We start from the raw sequence: 20,205 nt of genomic DNA on the forward strand, positions 1-20,205 counted from the left end.
TGAAATCACTTCCTACTATAATTTGGTGCTTCTCTGGTAATATGGATATCGTGTGGATGACTTTCTGCATAGCCCGCAGCAGATATTTTCACAAACCTTGCATTATGTAAATCTTCGATGGTTCCTGCTCCACAGTACCCCATGCCAGCTTTTAGACCACCTACCATTTGGTAAAGTACCTCTTGAACGGAACCCTTAAATGGAACTCGACCTACAATTCCTTCTGGTACCAGCTTTTTGATGTCATCTTCTGCATCCTGGAAGTAACGATCTTTAGAACCTTCTTCCATCGCCTCAACCGATCCCATTCCCCGATAAGACTTGAACTTTCTCCCTTCGTACAAGATGACTTCCCCAGGAGCTTCTTCAGTTCCTGCCAGCAATGATCCAATCATTACTGTGTTGCCACCTCCTGCTAACGCCTTAACAACGTCCCCAGAGAAGCGAATGCCTCCATCCGCTACCACAGGTACTCCGGAACCTTTAATGGCCTGAGATGATTCATAAACTGCGGAGAGCTGCGGCACTCCAACCCCTGCAATCACACGCGTGGTGCAAATACTTCCTGGCCCTACCCCTACCTTAACAGCATCTGCTCCGGCTTCCACCAACGCTTTAGCAGCCTCAGCAGTAGCAACATTACCAACGATCGTTTCAACATCCGGGAATGCTTTTTTGATTCGTTTAGCCATGTCAATTACTCCTTTGGAGTGACCATGAGCTGTATCGATTGAAACAAGATCTACTCCGGCCTTAACCAAAGATGCAATTCGATCCTCGATATCCGAAGTAACACCAACAGCCGCACCTACTCTCAATCTGCCATACTCATCCTTACAAGCATTCGGTCGATCCTTGTTTTTTAGAATATCCTTATAGGTAATTAATCCAGTGAGTTTACCATCCTTGTCAACAATAGGCAATTTTTCGATTTTGTGTTCCTGCAGAATGGCTTCCGCTTCGTTCAAACCTACCTCAGCTGTAGCAGTAATGAGATTCTCTTTTGTCATTATATCTCTCACCGGCTTTTTCATTTTCTTCTCGAAACGAAGGTCACGGTTGGTTACAATGCCTATGAGTTTATTTTCTTTATCGATAACAGGAATTCCTCCAATTTTATTTTCTTTCATAATCGCCTCAGCATCCGCCACCGTTGAGTCTATGTGCAAGGTGATCGGATCCAGGATCATTCCGCTTTGAGATCGCTTTACCTTTCTTACCTGAATGGCTTGTTGATCAATCGTCATGTTTTTATGAATGATGCCAATTCCACCTTCCAGTGCCATGGCAATGGCGAGCTGTGCCTCTGTTACCGTATCCATTGCAGCAGAAACCAGAGGAATGTTTAATCGGATATTTCGAGTGATTTGCGCTGAAGTGTCAGCGTCACGCGGAAGTACTTCAGAATAACCTGGGAGCAAAAGCACATCATCGTACGTAAGTGCTTCGAAGAGGAATTTGTCGTTTGTCGTCATGGCAAATAATACTGAACTGTTATGATTATTTGCCGTGCAAAATTATGTCGGTTCTTTAGAATAAGTACTATCACAAGACATATTTTTACCAAATGGACGAGTCCCCTGTCTGCTGTGAGACTCAACCTGGCCATTGAGGCATATCAATTTGGTGTTGATATGTAGTAACTAGCCTAATTTGAATTACATAATATGGAAATCTGGAGTTCATTTTACGAACAGCTTCTTGAAACTACCTGGTTGGAATTTATTGCAGTGATATGTGGTATTCTGAGCGTTTGGTTTAGTAAGCAGGAAAGTATTTTGGTTTATCCTTTTGGGATCGTAAGTGTTGTAATCTTTGTTTATCTAACCTATGAATATGGGTTGTATGCTGAAACAGGTATTAATGTCTATTATTTTCTGATGAGTGTCTATGGTTGGTGGAATTGGAAGAATACAAAAGATATAGCTGCTAGTCAGATTCCGATTACCAGAAGTTCTAAAGGTGGTCACATTGTAAATGTAAGTACCTTCATATTTGCCACTATTTTCATCTATATCATGCTAATCAAATTCACTGATAGCACGGTACCACTAATTGACTCCATAACTACCGGTCTGGCAATCACGGGCATGTACCTTATGGCTTTAAAGAAAATAGAACATTGGTTGTTTTGGATTGCATGTGATTTAATTTCAATTCCCTTATATATCTATAAAGGTCTTCCGTTCACCAGTTTGCAATTTTTAGTATTCACAGCACTCGCTTTCATGGGGTGGATGTCCTGGAGGCGTAAATTGATCATGAATGAGAGCTAATCATTTTGTGTCATTCTACCAGGGAGGAGCTTCCATATTTAACTATTTCTCATTTCATTCAAAATGACACTTAAGGTAGCATAATGGTCAAAAGAATAGCAATTATCGGACCTGAATCCACTGGTAAAAGTGAGCTCTGCCAGCATCTGGCAATGCACTATAATACCGAATGGGTGCCTGAATACGCCCGTTTCTACCTGGACCGACTTGATGGTGGTTATCAGCAACATGATTTGAAATCGATTGCCGAAGGTCAATTATCATGGGAAGATGAAAAAGCTGAATATGCTAATAAATACCTTATTTGTGATACGAATCTAATTGTCGTAAAAATATGGAGTGATCATAAATATGGTAATACGGATAAGTGGATTGAAGAGCAGTTGCATAAAAGAACCTATGATTTCTACCTGCTCAGTAATATTGACATCCCCTGGATGCCCGACTCTCAGCGTGAACATCCCAAACTTAGGAAACATTTCTTTGAAGTTTATAAAAATTACCTCGAAGCAAAAAAGTTGCCATATGCCATTATTTCAGGCATTGAAGGAGAGCGAAAAAAATGTGCTGTAGACGCCATAGAATCTAACTTTGAAAATAGGGAAGATGTCGGGTCGAATAAGGCATAACACCTTTAGTTTTTCTTCAATCGATCCTTAAACTTCTTAGCCACTTTTTCAATTTTTGGTCTGGATACATTGACTATGTAGCCATTGTTTGGATGCTTTTCTTCATAATCCTGATGGTACTCTTCTGCCTTATAAAAAGCATCCAACTTGCTCAGTTTTGTAACTATTGGATTGGTAAATTGAGGTGCTAATTCTTTCATTTTGGCGTCCGTCAGCTTCTTTTGGGAATCATTATGATAGAAGACTTCCGAACGATACTGAGGACCTACATCTGGTCCCTGACGGTCTAGCTGGGTTGGATCATGAGCAGTAAAAAAGATTTCAAGAAGTGTTTCGTAATCAATTACTGAAGGATCATAATATACTTGTACCGCCTCTGCATGTCCAGTCCTTCCCGAACTAACCAAGCGGTAGTCCGCTGTAGATTTTTTTCCACCAGCATAACCGGAAACTGCCTCAACAACTCCTTTAATTTGATCAAATGACGCTTCTACACACCAAAAACACCCACCGGCAAAAGTTGCGGTATCCAGATTTTGATAATTGACAGTTGTGGAAACTTCACTTTTTTCAGATGTATCTATTTTATTACTCTCGTTTCCTTGTGTTTGGCAGCTGAAAAGGAATATGCTAGCTATTAATGTTAAGGTTTTCATTTTCAATTTTTTAAGCATTTACGATAACTGCACCACAAAAGGTTTACTTATCCTTCACTATGTAAACTTGCTTACAATTAGGTTGTTTTAACTCTATGTTCCAACTATAATTAATTTTCACAAGCCAGGTCAATAATATTATTTCCTTTTGCTCATTTTAATAGTTTTGTCACGATGCTCAAATCATACTTTCAAAAAGAAAAAATAGAAGCGGGATGTGACGAAGCAGGACGCGGCTGTCTAGCAGGACCAGTCGTAGCGGCCGCAGTTATTTTGCCCAAAAAGTATCGACACAAAGTACTTAATGATTCAAAACAACTCACAGAGAAGCAGCGGCTTGAAGTCAAAAAAGATATTGTAAAAGATGCAATTTCCTGGGCAGTAGGTGTTGCTTCACCCAGAGAGATTGATGACATCAATATTCTCAATGCCAGCTATTTGGCGATGGATAGAGCAGTCGAAAAATTGAAAGTGGCTCCAGAGTTGCTTCTTATAGATGGCAATCGGTTCAAAACCTCCTGTGATATACCATTTGAGTGTATTGTAAAGGGGGATGCGAAATTTCTCTCCATTGCTGCTGCGTCTATTCTTGCAAAAACATATCGAGATGATTTGATGCGACAGTTGGCTTTGGATTTCCCAGGGTATGGATGGGACACAAATGTTGGCTATCCTACCAACGCCCATCGGGAAGGCTTAAGAGAAATGGGGAGTACTCCTCACCATAGAATGAGTTTTCAGTTGTTGCCTAGTCAGCTAGAGTTATTTCCTGATTAGGAGGCTAGAGTGGTTGCTATTTTCTCTCTATCTAAAGGTTTTTCGAGCATCGATGTGACCAGTGGATTTTCATCTGCTTTCCTTTGATCCGAAGGATCAATAGAAGAGGTAAGCACATAGATATTGCCCCCTTTATTTTCAAGCTGAGGTAGGGTATCCAAAAATTCCCAGCCATTCATTACAGGCATATTGAGATCCAGGAAAATGATATCAACTGTATCATTTTTTAAGAACTCTATCGCCTCTTCCCCGTTCATCGCTTTAAATATTTGCACTTTATCTATTTCCTTCTTGATTGCTAGTTCAGCTAACGTAAGGAAAATAGGATCATCATCCACAAGCAATATTTTATTTGGACTGTTTGTCAAAATATACCTTAAACTTTGTACCCCTGTTTAATTCGCTTTCTACTTCAATTTTACCTCCAATGGCTTCTACTTGCTGTTTTGTCATGTAAAGTCCCATCCCATGGCCACTCTCCTCCTCGGTATGGAACCGAGATCCCAATTGAAACATTTTGCCACCGAACCGTTCTAAATCAATTCCATTCCCCTGATCGGCAACTGTTAAAAGTACTCCTTTTGATTCTTTTTTTGCAGAAATTTTGATTTTTCGTTGATCCTGAGTGACCCCATACTTCATAGCATTTGTAATAAGGTTATGCAAAATGCTTTGAAGATACGCCGGTAAAATCCTGAGTGTGAGTCCTTCAGCTATATCTACTTCAAATTCAATGTCTTTTTCTGTTGCAGATTTTCTATTAAGAAGAATTACATCATTTATCACACCGTGTAGATCTATCTCCTCTTTTTCAAGCATTGAAATATCCTTTTCAAAATTTAATAGATCATTTATTGCATCTATGGCAAGGTTCAGTTTCAGGGCTGTTGCCTTTAACATTTCGAAATATTCCTTATTGCTCGGATCATCCTCAATGATCGACAATAACCCCACAAGGTTGGCAACTGAGGATCTAAAATTGTGAGAAGTTATGTAGGAAAAATCCTTGAGACGTTGATTTTGCTCGATAGTCTTACTAAATAGTTTTCGTAGTTCCCGTTCGTTTTGAGATCGAATTCTGATGTTTACCAACATTTCAGAGAACAACTCTAAAAGAATCACTTCCTTTTCACTGGCATTGTGAAATTTGTTGACCCAATCAAATCCGACGAAACCCACGCATTCCTTATTATGAATCATTGGCATGGTCATAAGGCTCTTGATACCTTGTGCGAACAATAGGTCCTTAAAATCTTTTTTAGTGACCCTGTTAACATCTTGTACAATGAGCGGATCTCCCATAAGGTGTGCATTGACCAGTTCCGGCATGATGTCCAGCGGCAGATTCTGATTATTCTGGATTTCAGGAGTTATTCCGTTGTTACACCACTCGTATGTATTACTGCAAAAACCAGACTCCCGATTAAAATCAAAAACATATGATCTATCTGCTCCAACAAAGGAGCCCAGTTCTCTCAAAGAATCATTAATGGCCTGCTCAACTTCTTCGAGTGGGAGGTCAATATATTTGGTTGAGAGATTGATAAGGATTCGTTGCATCTCTGCATACTTCATCAGCGCTTGCTCAGCTTCCTTTTCTTTGGTGATGTTTCGTACTGCACCATCAAAATATATCTGCCCATCCACTCCATTAACCTTGATTGAGTTCAGGTATCCCCAAAAGGTTGTTCCATCTTTCCTTCGGAACTCTATTTCTTTGTTTTCAATAGCGCCTTTACTAAGTACTTCCTCCCCAATATCAGCTCTTTGACCGGGATTTTTATACAAATCCATGGGATCCATGTCCATGATTTCCCTAGCTGATTCATATCCAAACATTTTCACAAATTCATCATTCACATAGATGATGCCTTTCTTACTCTCGCTTCGATAAATAGCTTCGTTTATATTTCTGTTTATGCTTTCGAGCAATTGTTCACGAGACCGTATTCGGTTTAAGAATTCACGCTCACGGGTTACATCGCGTATTGCCCCATCCCAATAAGTTTTACCATCATCATCTTGGTGCATAATGGTACTGACCAATCCAACAAACTCTGAATTATTCTTTCTTAGGAAAACTATCTCTTCGTTTTCATAAGCATGATCGGCATTTAATTTATTGATAAGCCTGGCTCGATCGCGAGGATCTTTATACATGGTGATAATGGATAGCTTTTTAACCTCTTCATCAGAGGCATAGCCAAACATTTTTACAAAGGCTTTATTGACATAAATCAATCCATCCTTGTCACTCCGAAATACAGCTTCACTGATGTTCTGATTGACGGATTCCAATAATTGGTTAAAATCCATACTTGACTGCAATGCTGGTTGCACTTAACAATTTTGTTAAAGAATTAAAGCATTAGTTTTTGATCATGGTGAGATCTTCAAACACCTTAATTTCTTCATGGTTAATCTTAAAAATTGGTTTGCCAGAATAATCCAGCATTCCCCACTCACTATTTTTGAAAACCAAAATACGATTTCCAATATCTTTCAGGTCATCAAAAGCTGGTCGTAAAATAAAACCGCCCATTTCATTTACTAAACCCACCTGACCATTCATATTTTGCACAATATAATTACCTGTGGCTAATCGACGAATAGATTTCCACTTTAGTTCTAAAACTTCTCTACCTTCTTTATCAATCAAACCGTATTTCCCATCCAACATGACAATAGCTACACCATTCTCAAACAAGCTAACCTCTTCATAATAAGGTTGAATTTTCAAATCTTCGTTTTTATTAATAAATCCCCATTTTGACCTGAGCATGACAGGTGCCCTATTTTCACGAAAGATCTGTGCACTGTCATATCTATTGCTAATTCTAAGACGTCCCTTTTTATCTACAAATCCCCACCTATTTTGTTTTTTAGCTAAATAATAATCTTCCCCAAAATCACCTATCGCCTGATATTCTTTATTTAGTTCAACAACCAACCTACCCTCCTCATCTCTCATCTCAATAGTTCCATTTTTATATAACACAAAGTATTCTCCTGCAAGATCAATTTGATCGTAGATGGTGAGGACCTGTGGGTATCCCGAGCCATGAAATAATCCATATCTTGAAGAATCATTTTTTACTAAAAACAAGTTTCCTAGCTTACTTACCACTTGATCGGTTGTTCTGTACCTTAGGTTCCCATCATTATAATAAGAATAACCTCTCCCTCTCCTTCCCACAATTAGATCTCCGTATGAACAGATTTCTGCAAACTCCGGCCTTACAATCCAATCACCTGAACTGTTCATAGCGCCCCATCTATTTAAATAGGAAACATAGTATACTCCATTACCCAGTTTGATGTCGTCGTATTTGAAAGAAGTGGCTTCACAACCCGCTGAGTTCAAAATTCCCCAGTAGCCGTTCTTGTTACCGATAAGTTCTCCATCTTTTCCTGTTCCCAGCTTTTCGTAAGGAGTTCGATTAATTTTTCTACCAAGGGAATTGAGTATATCCCATTGATTCTCTTTTAGCACTAAATAGAGATTTTTTACTGATAAAATAGAATCATAACTACTTGTAATTTTATTCCCATCAAAGTCCAAAACAGACCATTTTCGCGTCTTGCTACTCTGAACCACCATGTGGTTGTCTCCAATTTCCCTTAAGATCTGTTGATGATTCTGAAGTAATATTTCATTTTTAACAATTAGATGATGGGCTCCATTTAAAAATGCAGTCATTAGTCCTCCACTGCCAATTTTGATGGAGTCACACTTCCATTCTAGAAATAAAGAATCCTTCTTATAAATTTTCCATTCTGGAAATTCAATTGGAGTTGGTCCATTATCTGAAATAGAAAAAGATTTGAATTCAAAATCATAAATCTTTTGACCAAAGTGGGTCAAGAAACCAGCATATCCACCTCTATAAGCTATCCAACCCCGATTTTCAATTAGCGAATCAAGTCCGTATTCTATCGGAACCCCTAAATGCGAGTAAATATCCAGTTGGTATTCATGATTCTTTCCTATAATAAAATCTGAATTTTGCTCAACCGCTTGATACTTGGCTGGAAGAAGTATTTCGTTTTGAAAAGAAACGATACCAAAGCTTTGCCGCTTTCCATTAAACGTACTTACCAGCCAGTTTGCTCCAAGTGGCTCTATCGTAAAATAGTTAAAACTGATTATCGTCCTTCCTTTTTCATCCAGGACCCCATGAAAAAGGTGATTACTGAATTTACCTTTAATAGAAGCTTCGAAATACCCTGTAGTCGAAGGTTTTATTGTATAGAATATCTGACCGGTTAACTCCTTATTTCTAACATTAATTAATCCCCAAAGATTGTTTTGCTTAAATCCTATGACACCATTTCGAACTTCTTCGGATCCATCTGACCATCCTAATTTTTCATATACTGCAGGAACAGTAACAGTACCTGTCTGGTCTTTGATACCAAAGTATCCATCCTTTTCAAAAACAGTAAAATCATCTGCTTTTGAAAAGTAGAAAAAAGATAAAAATAATATTGAAATAAGAATTCGCATCTCCCGCTAACAAATATAAGGCGGGTTATCTCTTTTCTATCTTAGTAGATTCAAGATTAAAAAGGTCATTTAAGACCTCAACTAATGTTTCTGATTCCCCTCGCTTACATGCTGCCTTCAATTGCAAAACTGGTAATTTGATTACCTTCTGAATCATACTTTTAGTAACAACATCGAGTAACTCAATTTCCTTATCTGATAGCTTTTTATGACGGGATAATTCCTCTTTTCGAATTTGATCTAAAGCAATTTTTAACTTCTGTATGGTTGGAGAAACTCCCATTTCATTTTTCCATGACATAAAGTTGCTAAGCTCCTCTTCAATGATATTCTCAACGGCTGGAATAGCTTTCGTACGTATGGCTCTGGCTTTTAATGTTCTTTCAGCAAGCTGATCCACATTATAAACCGAAACGCCGGGAACTCTCTCTACTTCCTGGGCGATGCTTCTTGGTACAGACAAGTCTATGAAGAGCTTATGAAGTATTTCTTCACTCAAATGGTCCGCTGTTATTAGCGGAGCACTCGTAGCAACTGCTGAGATTACAACATCATTTTCAGTAATGATGCTTTCCAGATTTGACAGGTCTTTAACCAAAATATTTTTTCCTTCAGAAAGCTTTTCAGCAATTGATTTAGTTCTGTTAACCAGTGTAATTGTTGCTTCTTTGCTATCTAAATTTTCCAGCACATTTTGTCCGATCTCTCCTAGACCAATAAGTGCAATTCTGGGGTTTTCAATATTGCCAATAAATCCTCTAACCAGGTCAACGGCTACTGAGGCTACTGAGGCTGTTCCGTCTTGCAAACTTGTTTCCTGAACAACTCTTTTATTCGCATAGAAAATTGTGTGCATTAGCCTATGGAGATGAGGGCCAGCCATATTCAAATCTGCACTCTGCTGATAAGCTCTTTTGACTTGGTTGCTTATTTGAATGTCTCCTAAAACTTGAGATTCTAATCCAAGCGTTACATTAAACAAATGTTTTGACGCCTCCTTGGAGGAATAAAATTGAAAGTAACCCTTAAGTTCCTGACTCGAAATGTGTTTGAAGGAAGAGATGAGTCCAAGGATTTCTTTCGAAAGGTCATTTGGAGCAGAATAGTAAAGTTCAGTTCTATTACACGTCGATACAAGCAATGCCTCTTCCACTTCAAAAAGCTCTTGTAACTTTAAAATGAAGTCCGTTGAATCAGATTCATTGAAAGCCACCTTTTCCCGGATGTCAATCGGTGCGTTTTTATATGATAATCCTAAAGCCTTAAATCCTTCCATCTCAATCATTTGGCATGCAAAAATAACAGTGGGTTTGGTATATTGGTGGTGATAAAAATCAGTCAATTCTTATTTAGAATCATTATAAATAATGATTAAATATTTAACAAATGTTATTTCAAGGGCATTGGGCTTTACAAAAACTGAGTCCAGAGGCACGCTTGTACTGATTTTAATCATCACTCTTCTAATTTTTGTGACGCAAACAAGAATCCATTATTTGAAAAGTCAACCTCAAATACTTGCAGATAGTTCTGCTATTGAATGGATAAATCAAGTAAAAGCTTCTTATGAGCTAAAAAAAACCGAGGAAAAGAACGAGCCTGAGCAAGTCAGCAAAAACCTACCAATTCGCTCGGTTGTTGGAAATAAGCCAAAGAACTTTTCCAAAAAAACAGAAAGTAAAGAGCACTCGATCATACCCCGTGATATCAATACTGCAACAGCAGAAGAATTGCAGGAGATTTACGGAATTGGGCCTGCTTTTTCTGACCGAATAATTAAGTACAGAGATCTACTTGGTGGATTTTCTGACTCAACTCAATTAAACGAAGTTTATGGATTAAAACCGGAAACAATATCCAATCTTCTCAAATCTTTCCAAATTCAATCGCCGGTCAATAGCATTAACCTAAATACCGATTCAATTCAACATCTTGCGAGACACCCTTACGTCTCTTATGATTTGGCCAGAGTAATAATCAATTATAGAAAAGAGCATGGAGATTTCCATAATGTGAATGAGTTACTTAAAATAAAGGCTATGGACCATGCTACTTTCATGAGATTAAAGCCATATTTGGAATAGGCATGCAAAAAATTCTCAAGTCATACTTAAGAAGATTAAGTAACCTCTCTGGTAACAATCGCTCACTACTCCTTTCCCGTCTTCTTAAAGACCAGTTTGTGGATATCCATGATTTTGATTTCGAAAAAAATGAGGCAAGCTTCGAGATAATCAGAAAGCTCATTGTTCAGCAAAAAAAAATTGCGCTGTGTACGGAGGTTGATAGTAGAGGCAAGGCAGCCAACGAATTGAGTAACCGCCTGCGAAAAATCAAACGAATTGAGAAATTTATATTTGATGAGCGCGGAGCTAAAGATTTATATATAGGATGGCCATTTGTAAAAGGGAAATTCGCTGACGACACATTGGTAAGGTGTCCGCTCCTCTTTTTTCCAGTTTCAATAGAAAGAGAAAAGAATGAATGGTATTTATCCCGTAGGGATGATGTAAACATCACATTCAACAAAACATTTCTTCTCGCATATTCTTATTACAATCAGGTTCCATTGGACGAAGAGTTGGTTGAGACAGTCATTGATGATTATGATCGAGATGCAACTGTTTTTAGAACACAACTTTATGAGCTTTTAAAGAACAGCGGGGTAGAGCTCAATTTCAATCAGGAAAATTTCACAGATGAGCTAAAAAGCTTTTCTGACTTAAAAAAATCTCAACTTGAGTCAGGTGAAAAAACCGGAGCACTTAAAATGTTTCCTCAGGCAGTTCTTGGCATATTTCCACAGTCTGGTTCTTACCTGGTTCCTGACTATGTGAAGCTATTGGAAGATCAAAAGGAAACAGATCTTGAAGAGTTTTTCGTGAAAAAAGTTCAAAAGGAAAACGAAAATCAACTGGCACTTTTTGATCGGGTAAATGAGGAAAATACGTTTACGCCTTTTCCTTTAGATGCCTATCAGGAGCATGCGCTCAAGGAAATAAAAAAAGGCAATTCGCTCGTTGTTCAGGGGCCGCCCGGGACTGGTAAATCACAGCTTATAAGTAATTTGATATGCGATTTTATTGCCCGTGGTAAGAATGTACTTCTAGTCTGTCAGAAAAAAGCTGCACTTGATGTGGTTTATAATCGTCTAAAAGAAAAAGAAGGACATGACTTTGTTGCGCTTGTTCATGACTTTAAAAATGACCGTAAGCCAATCTATGAGCAAATAGACCAGCAAATAGAATCAGTTGAAGTATACCAGCAAAAAAACAATAGCCTGGACGCTATTCAGTTGGAAAGAGGATTTTTACAGGCAAGCAGAAGGATTGATCAAATTGTCGAAGAGTTACAGGAATTTCGAGACGCTCTTTTTGATGAATCAGAGTGTGGGAAATCAGCTAAAGAGCTTTATCTGACTAGTAGTCCTGATGAATCCAGCTTTAGTATGAACCTTGAGTATAGGGCTTTTCATTTTTCTGTATTAGATGATGTAGAGAGAAAATTTAAGTCCTATTTAAGTTACTTTGACAAATTTGAAAAGCGGACACATTTTTGGGCGAAAGGACCATCGTTTGCATCCTATCAAACCGGAGATCTAATCCTATTAAAAAATGTTCTCGGCGAGGTGCCTGCATTCAACGAAATGTTGATTGATACCTCAAAAGAATTTTGTTCTCAACCAATAGATTTTGAAACCGGAGAATACCTTTCTCAAAAACTTCCCGCCCTAATTGAACTGGTAGAAGGACTAAAGGAAGCTGTTATATTTAAAGTATACCAGCAGCTACATGCTGACAAACCTACTGAAGATCTTAATTGGCTTTCACAAACGGAACGAACAATGATGGTTTGCTTTCGTGGAGTAGGCCTGGAAAGTACACTCCCTTCATCGGATTTAGGTAGGTTTCAGGAGGTGCTTCAATCTGCCATGCGAGCCAGGAAAAATCCATTTAGTTGGCTGAAATGGAAGCTTCTATCAAAAGAAAAAACTTTTCTGAAACGAGTAATGGTAGCCAACGACCTCAAAAGCAACAAAAGAGGCTTTAGTGTTTTAGTTGAACGGATTGATAATCGGCTGAACTTTGAGCATTCACTTTCTGAGATTCAGAAAAATTCCTGGCTTCATAATTTTCCTTCCAGCTTCCGAAAGATCGACCTTCAGGATTGGTTCTATTGGCAGAAAATGGGGCTCAATATGTTTGCAGTAGCACAGACCGTCAGATCGCTTAATGAGTATCTCCCCGTAGGAAAACTAGAGCATAAGGCTTACCATAAACGACTTGATCACCTGGTATCATTGATTCATAAGGTACCTCTTCAACTTTCACTTTGGAGCAGGTATATTAATATCCATCAGATTCGAGCAATCATACTGAAGAAAGAAGATCCACATAAACTGGAGAAGTTATTAAAGAAAGATTTCGATGCAATCTGTGTCTACCATAAACTGAAATCAGACCTTACACGGGAAGAAATTAAAGTCCTGGACGAAATTACGTCTTCTAATAGCGCTTCTATTGAAGATGGTATCAAGCTTTTTAAAAACAGCCTTGCCTTAGCATGGATAGATCATATCGAGTCTAAGTATCCTGATTTGCGGATTGTTACATCCGGACAGCTTGATGCTTTGGCGGAAGAACTTCGAGACCAAATTGAAGCAAAACGAGAAGCAAGTAAAGAAATTCTTCTTTTGAAAGCACGGGAAAAGACGTACGAAGATATTGAGTATAACCGGCTTAAAAACAGAGTAACCTATCGGGACTTGCAACATCAGGTGACTAAAAAAAGAAGAATCTGGCCTATTCGGAAAGTTATTTCAGAATTCTCAGATGAGCTCTTCACACTATTGCCCTGCTGGATGTGCTCTCCAGAAAGTGCCTCTGCAATTTTTCCAATGCAAGAAAATTTTGACTTGGTCATTTTTGATGAAGCGTCTCAGTGTTTTGCTGAAAGGGGAATTCCTGCAATGTATCGAGGGAGGCAAATTGTGGTCACCGGAGATAGCATGCAGCTTCAGCCAAGTGACTTGTATCGAGTACGATGGGATGAAGAAGATGATGATACGCCAGAATTAGCTATTGATTCCTTGCTTGATCTGACTAAACACTATTTGCCTGAGGTGAGCCTGTCTGGTCATTATAGAAGTAAATCGCTCGAACTCATTGATTTTTCTAATGAGCACTTTTATAATGGAAAACTTCGGTTATTACCGGACTATCAATATGTCAATAAACAAGAGCCTGCGATTGAGTTCGTTGAGATTAAGGGGGTATGGGATGATGGAATGAATGAAATTGAAGCGAAAGAGGTAGTAAACCGAGCACTCGAATTAATCAAGCAAAAGCCAGAGCTTGAGATTGGAATCGTTACCTTCAATTACAAGCAGCAAGGATTCATTTTAGATCTCCTCGAAGAAGAGGCAATAAAAGGAAAAATAAATATTCCGGAATCTCTTTTTGTGAAAAACATTGAGAATGTTCAGGGTGATGAGCGTGATATAATCATCTTTAGTGTTGGATATGCGCCAGACAAAAAAGGAAAACTTAAACTTCAATTTGGTAGTCTAAATGCTTCAGGGGGTGAAAATAGATTGAATGTTGCCGTGACTCGAGCTAAAGAAAAGGTCATAGTGGTCAGCAGTATTTTACATCAGCAACTTAAGACAGAGGATACGAAAAATGAAGGCCCCAAACTGCTAAAAAAATACCTGGAATATGCATGGAACGTGAGTGCCAACAAGTGGAAGCCACATATTCCAAATTATCAAGATTACAATGTGGATTGGTTTTTAAGGAACCGAATTCAAGAAAACTCCTTTCATGAATTTGAAGAATTCAAATTAGCTAAAGAGCTGCCATTTGCAGATTTATCAGCGAAAAAAGGCGATACGTATACTGGCCTAATACTCACAGATGACGAGCGGTATCATCAGGCATTGTCAACGAAACAGATTTATGCTTATCAGCATTTCCATCTAATGATGAAGAATTGGCCCCACGTCAGATTCCATAGTCGTGAGTTTTGGCTAGACGTAGATTCGGCAAAAGAAAAGATGCGAAAGTTTTTGTATGCTAACTAGTCAGTTGGTTCAAAAAATTCGACCCTCGCTCCCACAGAAAGAATAAAGGGAAGTGTATCTCTACGCATGTATTGCTCAAGAGAAAGTGAATATTTACCCGGACTTTCAAATTGGTAGCCTTCTTCGAGCATGAATGAGTGGTCAAATAAATCACCTAAACCACTTCCTTTTGGTTCGCCTGTTTTAGGCTCAAATAAATCCACTTGTTTTAATTGCTGCATTAAAACATTATCCAATGAATCTGTCAGTGTATATTGAAAATACAGGTTGTAAAATGGATAAGATGAAGCGTTCCTGAAAGTTGCTTTTATATTGTATTTCTTGGTGGTGTCTTTAATTTCAAAACTAAAGGTCTGAATGGAGTCCAGATGCCAGAAAGCCTCCTCCATGTCATTGAAATCTTCATAGACTCTGTTTGAGTCACACGCAGCTAGAGCTACCGCCAGACATAAGATGATCAAATATCGCATATCAGGATTTTTCAGGTTTTTGCTTCGATTTTTTTCCTCTAAACTTTTTTTGCTTCTTTTTCTTTTTTCCTACCTGACCACTAAACTTTCGATCCATCGCTTCCAAGTCAGAGTTGATTGAGGATTCCGTTTTATCCGCTTCAGTCTCATTTTCCAATAGTGAAAATGGCTTTTTTCCTTTCTTATTTAGCGATTGAATTTCTTTGACCCTATTCACATCAACAGAATACCAATTATTATCATCGTCGTATCCAAACCACATGATCTTCCTGAAGATGTCCGTCTTTTGGAGTTTAGCGTTACCTCTCTCAGTTTTCAGAGGTGTCTCTACTTCCGGGATATCTTGCAAAGCGTCCATATAGGTGTCAAGCTCATAATTGAGGCAGCACTTCAGCCTACCACACTGACCTGATAGTTTACTTGGGTTAAGTGATAAATTTTGATAGCGAGCTGCCGAGGTAGAGACATTTTTGAAATCGGTTAACCATGTGGAGCAACACAGCTCTCTACCACATACTCCTAAACCTCCAATTCGCCCTGCTTCCTGCCTAACACTAATCTGTCGCATCTCAATCCGAATTTTGAATTCGCTTGCGAGAATTTTGATTAATTCCCGGAAATCGACTCTTCCTTCTGCTGAATAGAAAAACGTAGCTTTAGTACCATCGGCTTGAAATTCCACATCTGTTAGTTTCATTTCAAGTTTAGTATCCTGGATGATTTCTTTTGTGCGATACATCACTGTCTCTTCCCTGTTTCGGGCTTCCTGCCACCTATCCATATCTCTGGAGGTAGCTTTACGATAGATGTCTCTTACTTCTTCTTCCTTCACTCCTTTTTTGGACATTTGGAGTCTAACCAACTCACCTTGCATTGATATATATCCAATATGATGACCGTTGGGAACGTCCACAACTATTGGATCCCCCGTTACGATATCTAGTTTATTGTGGTTGCGAAAGAATTCTTTTCTGCCGTTTTTAAACCGCACTTCTACTATGTTAAAACGATGCATAGCCGGTACGTCCATGTTCGATAACCAGTCGAACACATTTAATTTATTGCACCCTCCTGTGCTGCAATGACCGTTGTTTTGACAACCGGCTGATTCTCCTGTACCACAACTTGCACACCCCATAATTCTCGTAATCTAATAGATATCCATAGGAAACTAAGTATTGAAAAGCAGGAATGTTATTGCCCTAACTCTTTAAGGTCAAACCCGATATCTTCACGGAACCTTTTCCCTTCCCAGTTTACTTCTTTCCCTCCTGCATATGACTTACTCAGTGCTTCACCTAAATTTTTTCCCAAACCAGTGAGGGCAATTACACGACCACCATTGGTTATCAACTTTCCATCGACCATTTTAGTGCCTGCATGGAAGGGCAATACAGTTCGGATATCTCCAACTGATATTTCGTGACCTTTTTCATAAAATTCAGGATACCCTCTGCTAACGTACATTACCGTAGATGCCGTAAATCGTTCATATTCAATCTCAGTATCTATCAAATTTTTATCCGCAGCTGCAATGAGCAGCTCTAACAAATCTGTTTTTATCCGAGGAAGAACCACCTCTGTCTCTGGGTCTCCCATCCTTACATTGTATTCAATAACATATGGGTCACCACCGACATTTATTAATCCAAAAAAGATGAAACCACAATAATCAATTTTGTCTTTCTTAAGCCCCTTTACTGTAGGCTTAATTATCTGCTTGTTTACCTTTTCTTTAAATGCACGATCAACAAATACCACCGGTGAGACCGCTCCCATTCCTCCTGTATTTAAACCAGTATCTCTTTCTCCAATTCGTTTATAGTCTTTTGCCTCAGGTAAAATTCGATAATCCTTGCCATCTGTTATTACAAAGAAAGAAACCTCTATTCCTCTTAGAAACTGCTCTAAAAGCACTTTTTCACTAGCCGCTCCAAACTTTTTATCTTCAATCAGATCACGAAGTGATTTTCTCGCTTCTTCAAGCTCTTCGGTAATAATTACTCCTTTGCCTCCTGCCAAACCATCTGCCTTCAAAACATAAGGAGGATCGAGTCGCTCCATGTATTTAATCGTTTCCTCAAGGTTCTCCTTAGTCACTGTTCTGGCGTCAGCTGTAGGAATACCATGTTTTTTCATGAACTCTTTTGCGTACTCCTTACTCCCTTCTAACATTGCCCCTTTTGCTTTCGGACCAATAATTTTCAATTTTTTGAAATCTTTATTCGCCCTCAAGTGATCAACAATGCCATTAACTAGCGGGTCTTCCGGACCAATAATCAACATCTCAATGTTGTTTTCTTTAATCGCTTCGCCAACTTTCTCAAAATTCTTAAGATCTATATCCAGATTGGTGCCCATCTTTAGTGTTCCACCATTGCCTGGTGCAATAAAAATTTTTCCACATTTTGGGCTTTGTTTGATCTTCCAGGCTAATGCATGTTCGCGACCGCCGGAACCAAGAATAAGGATGTTCATTGAGTGTGATTTTGGAAACTGAGAGCTAAGTTCACTGTAATCCTTCTTATTTCAAAAAAATAAAGAAACTAGCTAATGTGCATACTCTGACATAAACTTCACTCGCATCAACCTTACCTCATCTTCCGAATAGAATTCTCCTAGCTCATCCATTGCAACCGCCAATTCATCTGTTTCAGCATTCAAGAAATAATCATATATATCGTCCTGCCTATCATCGTCGAGCAATTGATCGATGTAATAGTCTATGTTTAGCTTGGTGCCAGAGTAACAAATATTTTCAACTTCAGCGATTACATCTTCATATTTCATACCACGTGCCTCTGCTATCTCCTCAAAGTCCATCTTCTGATCGATATGCTGAATGATATAAATCTTATTTTTTGATTTGGTTCCTGAGGTTTTGATCAACACATCTGAAGCCGTCACGATATCGTTCTCCTCTATATATTCTTCGATCATCTGCAAAAATGGCTCACCGAATTTTTTTGCTTTGCTCTCACCAACACCTATAATCTGCTTCAGATCATCCATAGTTGTTGGATAGACAGTACACATTTCTTCCATAGATGGATCGCTGAAAATCACATATGGTGGAATATCTTCATGATGAGCGATATCTTTTCGTAGCTTTTTAAGCATTCCGAAAAGTGTTTTATCATATGCACTAACGTTGACAGGAACTTTGTCCATTTCGTCCTCGCTTTCCGCATCTGATTCGTACTCATGATCTTTGGAAAGCTTATGGGAATAAGGGTTCGACAAGAACTCTTTCCCCTTTTTTGAAACCCTGAATACCGCTGGATTCTCTATGTCCTTTTTAAGAAATTCATGAAGTAATGTTTGACGAATTACTGACCGCCAGAAGTTTTCATCATCATTAATCGTTTTCCCCTTTCCAAATACATCGAGCTTATCATGATCGTAGCTTTTCACATGTTGGGTTAGTTTTCCCACCACCAGCGATGCTAGATGGTTAATATCGAATCGCTCATTCGTCTGCTTTACAGCCTGTATTACCAGCTCAATTATCTCTTTCCCTTCAAATTGCTCTTTAGGGTAGACGCAGTTGTCACATTGGCCACAATTATCTTTTCCAAATTCTTCCCCAAAGTAGTGCAGCAATTGCTTCCTTCTACAAATGGCAGAATCCGCATAGGACGCCATTTCCTCAAGTAGGAATCTGGCGTTCTCTCTTTCTGTGACCGCCTTATCCTTATTAAATTTTTCCAGTTTTAGAATGTCATTGTAAGAATAGAACATGAGACAATTACTATTGATACCGTCTCTACCGGCCCTACCTGTCTCCTGATAATATCCTTCGATAGATTTCGGCGCGTCATAGTGGACAACAAATCTTACATCAGGCTTATCAATCCCCATTCCAAAAGCGATAGTTGCCACGATGACGTCAATGTCTTCATTTAAGAACCCATCTTGATTTTTCATGCGCTCTTTCGATTCCATACCAGCATGGTAGGGAGCTGCATTAATATCGTTGACTCGAAGGAATTCTGCAATTTCCTCGACCTTCTTTCTACTTAAACAATAAATAATCCCACTTTCTCCCTTATGGCCTTTGATGAATTTTATTAGTTGTTTTTTCGCGTTTTGCTTTGGCCTTACCTCATAATAAAGGTTAGTCCTATTGAATGATGATTTGAAGAGGTGAGCACCATCCATTGATAAGTTTTTCTGAATATCCAGCTGAACTTTAGGAGTAGCTGTAGCAGTAAGAGCAATCATTGGAATATCTCCAAGCCGAGCGATGATATCCTTGATCCTTCTATATTCCGGCCTAAAGTCGTGCCCCCATTCCGAAATACAATGCGCCTCATCAATCGCAACGAAGGAAATTGTTGCCTGTTTGAGAAATTCGACATTTTCCTCTTTGGTCAATGATTCAGGTGCTACATAGAGGAGTTTTACAATTCCTGATATGGTATCTTTTTTAACTCTATTACTCTCCGATTTCGTCAGTGTAGAATTTAAGAACCGCGCATGAATACCAACTGCATTCATTTGATCTACCTGATTCTTCATCAAAGCTATCAAAGGAGAAATGACAATGGCAGTGCCTTCTTGAACGATTGCAGGTAACTGATAACAAAGAGACTTACCTGCCCCTGTTGGCATTATAACGAACGTATTTTTCCTATCAAGAATATTATGAATGATATCCTCTTGCTTACCTCTAAACTTGTCGTATCCAAATACACGCTTGAGGCTTTCCTTAAGACTCACTTCAGTAGTTGTCTCCATTTCTCCTGATTGATAAAGTAAAAAGTTAATCAAAACCTTGATTGCAAACAAATTGACCTTTCAGGTGA

At 38.7% G+C, this 20,205-nt stretch carries 15 protein-coding genes; 5 read left to right on the forward strand and 10 right to left on the reverse strand.

Going from position 1 to position 20,205, the window contains the following annotated elements:
- Nucleotides 1-5: 5 nt before the first annotated feature.
- Entirely contained in the window at nucleotides 6-1,475 is a 1,470-nt protein-coding gene (gene guaB / locus ACO05G_RS14785; protein ID WP_421763444.1) for an IMP dehydrogenase, read from the reverse strand.
- A gap of 192 nt (nucleotides 1,476-1,667) precedes the next feature.
- Here guaB and pnuC point away from each other — a divergent pair, with 192 nt between their 5' ends.
- Nucleotides 1,668-2,276: a nicotinamide riboside transporter PnuC gene (gene pnuC / locus ACO05G_RS14790; protein WP_421763445.1), complete on the forward strand. Its 609-nt coding sequence runs from the start codon at nucleotides 1,668-1,670 to the stop codon at nucleotides 2,274-2,276.
- An 83-nt stretch (nucleotides 2,277-2,359) separates the two neighbouring features.
- Nucleotides 2,360-2,905, forward strand: coding sequence for an AAA family ATPase (locus ACO05G_RS14795; protein ID WP_421763446.1), 546 nt, complete (start codon nucleotides 2,360-2,362; stop codon nucleotides 2,903-2,905).
- A 5-nt stretch (nucleotides 2,906-2,910) separates the two neighbouring features.
- On the opposite strand, the gene msrA is transcribed toward ACO05G_RS14795, so the two are convergent.
- Nucleotides 2,911-3,561: a peptide-methionine (S)-S-oxide reductase MsrA gene (msrA, locus tag ACO05G_RS14800; protein WP_421763447.1), complete on the reverse strand. Its 651-nt coding sequence runs from the start codon at nucleotides 3,559-3,561 to the stop codon at nucleotides 2,911-2,913.
- 174 nt (nucleotides 3,562-3,735) lie between these two features.
- Here msrA and ACO05G_RS14805 point away from each other — a divergent pair, with 174 nt between their 5' ends.
- A complete protein-coding gene (locus tag ACO05G_RS14805; RefSeq protein ID WP_348281862.1) occupies nucleotides 3,736-4,338 on the forward strand; it encodes a ribonuclease HII in 603 nt (200 codons plus the stop codon).
- On the opposite strand, the gene ACO05G_RS14810 is transcribed toward ACO05G_RS14805, so the two are convergent.
- The 4 genes from ACO05G_RS14810 to hemA are packed head-to-tail and all read right to left on the reverse strand — an operon-like array spanning nucleotide 4,335 to nucleotide 10,121.
- Nucleotides 4,335-4,676 carry a response regulator gene (locus ACO05G_RS14810; RefSeq protein ID WP_421763448.1) on the reverse strand — a complete coding sequence of 114 codons (342 nt, stop codon included), beginning with the start codon at nucleotides 4,674-4,676 and terminating at the stop codon, nucleotides 4,335-4,337. The genes ACO05G_RS14805 and ACO05G_RS14810 overlap by 4 nt on opposite strands.
- A 10-nt stretch (nucleotides 4,677-4,686) precedes the next feature.
- Nucleotides 4,687-6,678: a PAS domain S-box protein gene (locus ACO05G_RS14815; protein ID WP_421763449.1), complete on the reverse strand. Its 1,992-nt coding sequence runs from the start codon at nucleotides 6,676-6,678 to the stop codon at nucleotides 4,687-4,689.
- A gap of 28 nt (nucleotides 6,679-6,706) precedes the next feature.
- Nucleotides 6,707-8,845 carry a WG repeat-containing protein gene (locus ACO05G_RS14820; protein ID WP_421763450.1) on the reverse strand — a complete coding sequence of 713 codons (2,139 nt, stop codon included), beginning with the start codon at nucleotides 8,843-8,845 and terminating at the stop codon, nucleotides 6,707-6,709.
- 25 nt (nucleotides 8,846-8,870) lie between these two features.
- On the reverse strand, nucleotides 8,871-10,121 hold the full coding sequence (gene hemA / locus ACO05G_RS14825) for a glutamyl-tRNA reductase (RefSeq protein WP_421763451.1): 1,251 nt from the start codon (nucleotides 10,119-10,121) through the stop codon (nucleotides 8,871-8,873).
- Between the two features lie 91 nt (nucleotides 10,122-10,212).
- On the opposite strand from hemA, the gene ACO05G_RS14830 reads away from it, so the two are divergent.
- Nucleotides 10,213-10,929 carry a ComEA family DNA-binding protein gene (locus ACO05G_RS14830; RefSeq protein WP_421763452.1) on the forward strand — a complete coding sequence of 239 codons (717 nt, stop codon included), beginning with the start codon at nucleotides 10,213-10,215 and terminating at the stop codon, nucleotides 10,927-10,929.
- 2 nt (nucleotides 10,930-10,931) lie between these two features.
- A complete protein-coding gene (locus tag ACO05G_RS14835; protein WP_421763453.1) occupies nucleotides 10,932-14,927 on the forward strand; it encodes an AAA domain-containing protein in 3,996 nt (1,331 codons plus the stop codon).
- On the opposite strand, the gene ACO05G_RS14840 is transcribed toward ACO05G_RS14835, so the two are convergent.
- The 4 genes from ACO05G_RS14840 to recQ form a co-directional block, all read right to left on the reverse strand.
- Complete coding sequence (locus ACO05G_RS14840) at nucleotides 14,924-15,397, reverse strand: gliding motility lipoprotein GldH (RefSeq protein WP_421763454.1); 474 nt, start codon at nucleotides 15,395-15,397, stop codon at nucleotides 14,924-14,926. The genes ACO05G_RS14835 and ACO05G_RS14840 overlap by 4 nt on opposite strands.
- A 1-nt stretch (nucleotide 15,398) precedes the next feature.
- Nucleotides 15,399-16,535, reverse strand: coding sequence for a PSP1 domain-containing protein (locus tag ACO05G_RS14845; RefSeq protein ID WP_421763455.1), 1,137 nt, complete (start codon nucleotides 16,533-16,535; stop codon nucleotides 15,399-15,401).
- 56 nt (nucleotides 16,536-16,591) lie between these two features.
- Nucleotides 16,592-17,875 (reverse strand): phosphoribosylamine--glycine ligase, encoded by a 1,284-nt coding sequence (gene purD / locus ACO05G_RS14850; protein WP_421763456.1) that lies wholly within the window; start codon nucleotides 17,873-17,875, stop codon nucleotides 16,592-16,594.
- Between the two features lie 72 nt (nucleotides 17,876-17,947).
- Nucleotides 17,948-20,137, reverse strand: coding sequence for a DNA helicase RecQ (gene recQ, locus ACO05G_RS14855; RefSeq protein WP_421763457.1), 2,190 nt, complete (start codon nucleotides 20,135-20,137; stop codon nucleotides 17,948-17,950).
- Nucleotides 20,138-20,205: the final 68 nt, after the last annotated feature.

Source organism: Ekhidna sp., from assembly GCF_965227465.1.
GTDB lineage: Bacteria > Bacteroidota > Bacteroidia > Cytophagales > Cyclobacteriaceae > Ekhidna.

Coding starts and splice junctions, on each gene's coding strand:
- ACO05G_RS14845 (WP_421763455.1), bottom strand. CDS start 16,535: ATGGGGTGTGCAAGTTGTGGTACAGGAGAATCAGCCGGTTGTCAAAAC.
- pnuC (WP_421763445.1), top strand. CDS start 1,668: ATGGAAATCTGGAGTTCATTTTACGAACAGCTTCTTGAAACTACCTGG.
- guaB (WP_421763444.1), bottom strand. CDS start 1,475: ATGACGACAAACGACAAATTCCTCTTCGAAGCACTTACGTACGATGAT.
- msrA (WP_421763447.1), bottom strand. CDS start 3,561: ATGAAAACCTTAACATTAATAGCTAGCATATTCCTTTTCAGCTGCCAA.
- ACO05G_RS14830 (WP_421763452.1), top strand. CDS start 10,213: ATGATTAAATATTTAACAAATGTTATTTCAAGGGCATTGGGCTTTACA.
- recQ (WP_421763457.1), bottom strand. CDS start 20,137: ATGGAGACAACTACTGAAGTGAGTCTTAAGGAAAGCCTCAAGCGTGTA.
- ACO05G_RS14835 (WP_421763453.1), top strand. CDS start 10,932: ATGCAAAAAATTCTCAAGTCATACTTAAGAAGATTAAGTAACCTCTCT.
- hemA (WP_421763451.1), bottom strand. CDS start 10,121: ATGGAAGGATTTAAGGCTTTAGGATTATCATATAAAAACGCACCGATT.
- ACO05G_RS14795 (WP_421763446.1), top strand. CDS start 2,360: ATGGTCAAAAGAATAGCAATTATCGGACCTGAATCCACTGGTAAAAGT.
- purD (WP_421763456.1), bottom strand. CDS start 17,875: ATGAACATCCTTATTCTTGGTTCCGGCGGTCGCGAACATGCATTAGCC.
- ACO05G_RS14840 (WP_421763454.1), bottom strand. CDS start 15,397: ATGCGATATTTGATCATCTTATGTCTGGCGGTAGCTCTAGCTGCGTGT.
- ACO05G_RS14820 (WP_421763450.1), bottom strand. CDS start 8,845: ATGCGAATTCTTATTTCAATATTATTTTTATCTTTTTTCTACTTTTCA.
- ACO05G_RS14805 (WP_348281862.1), top strand. CDS start 3,736: ATGCTCAAATCATACTTTCAAAAAGAAAAAATAGAAGCGGGATGTGAC.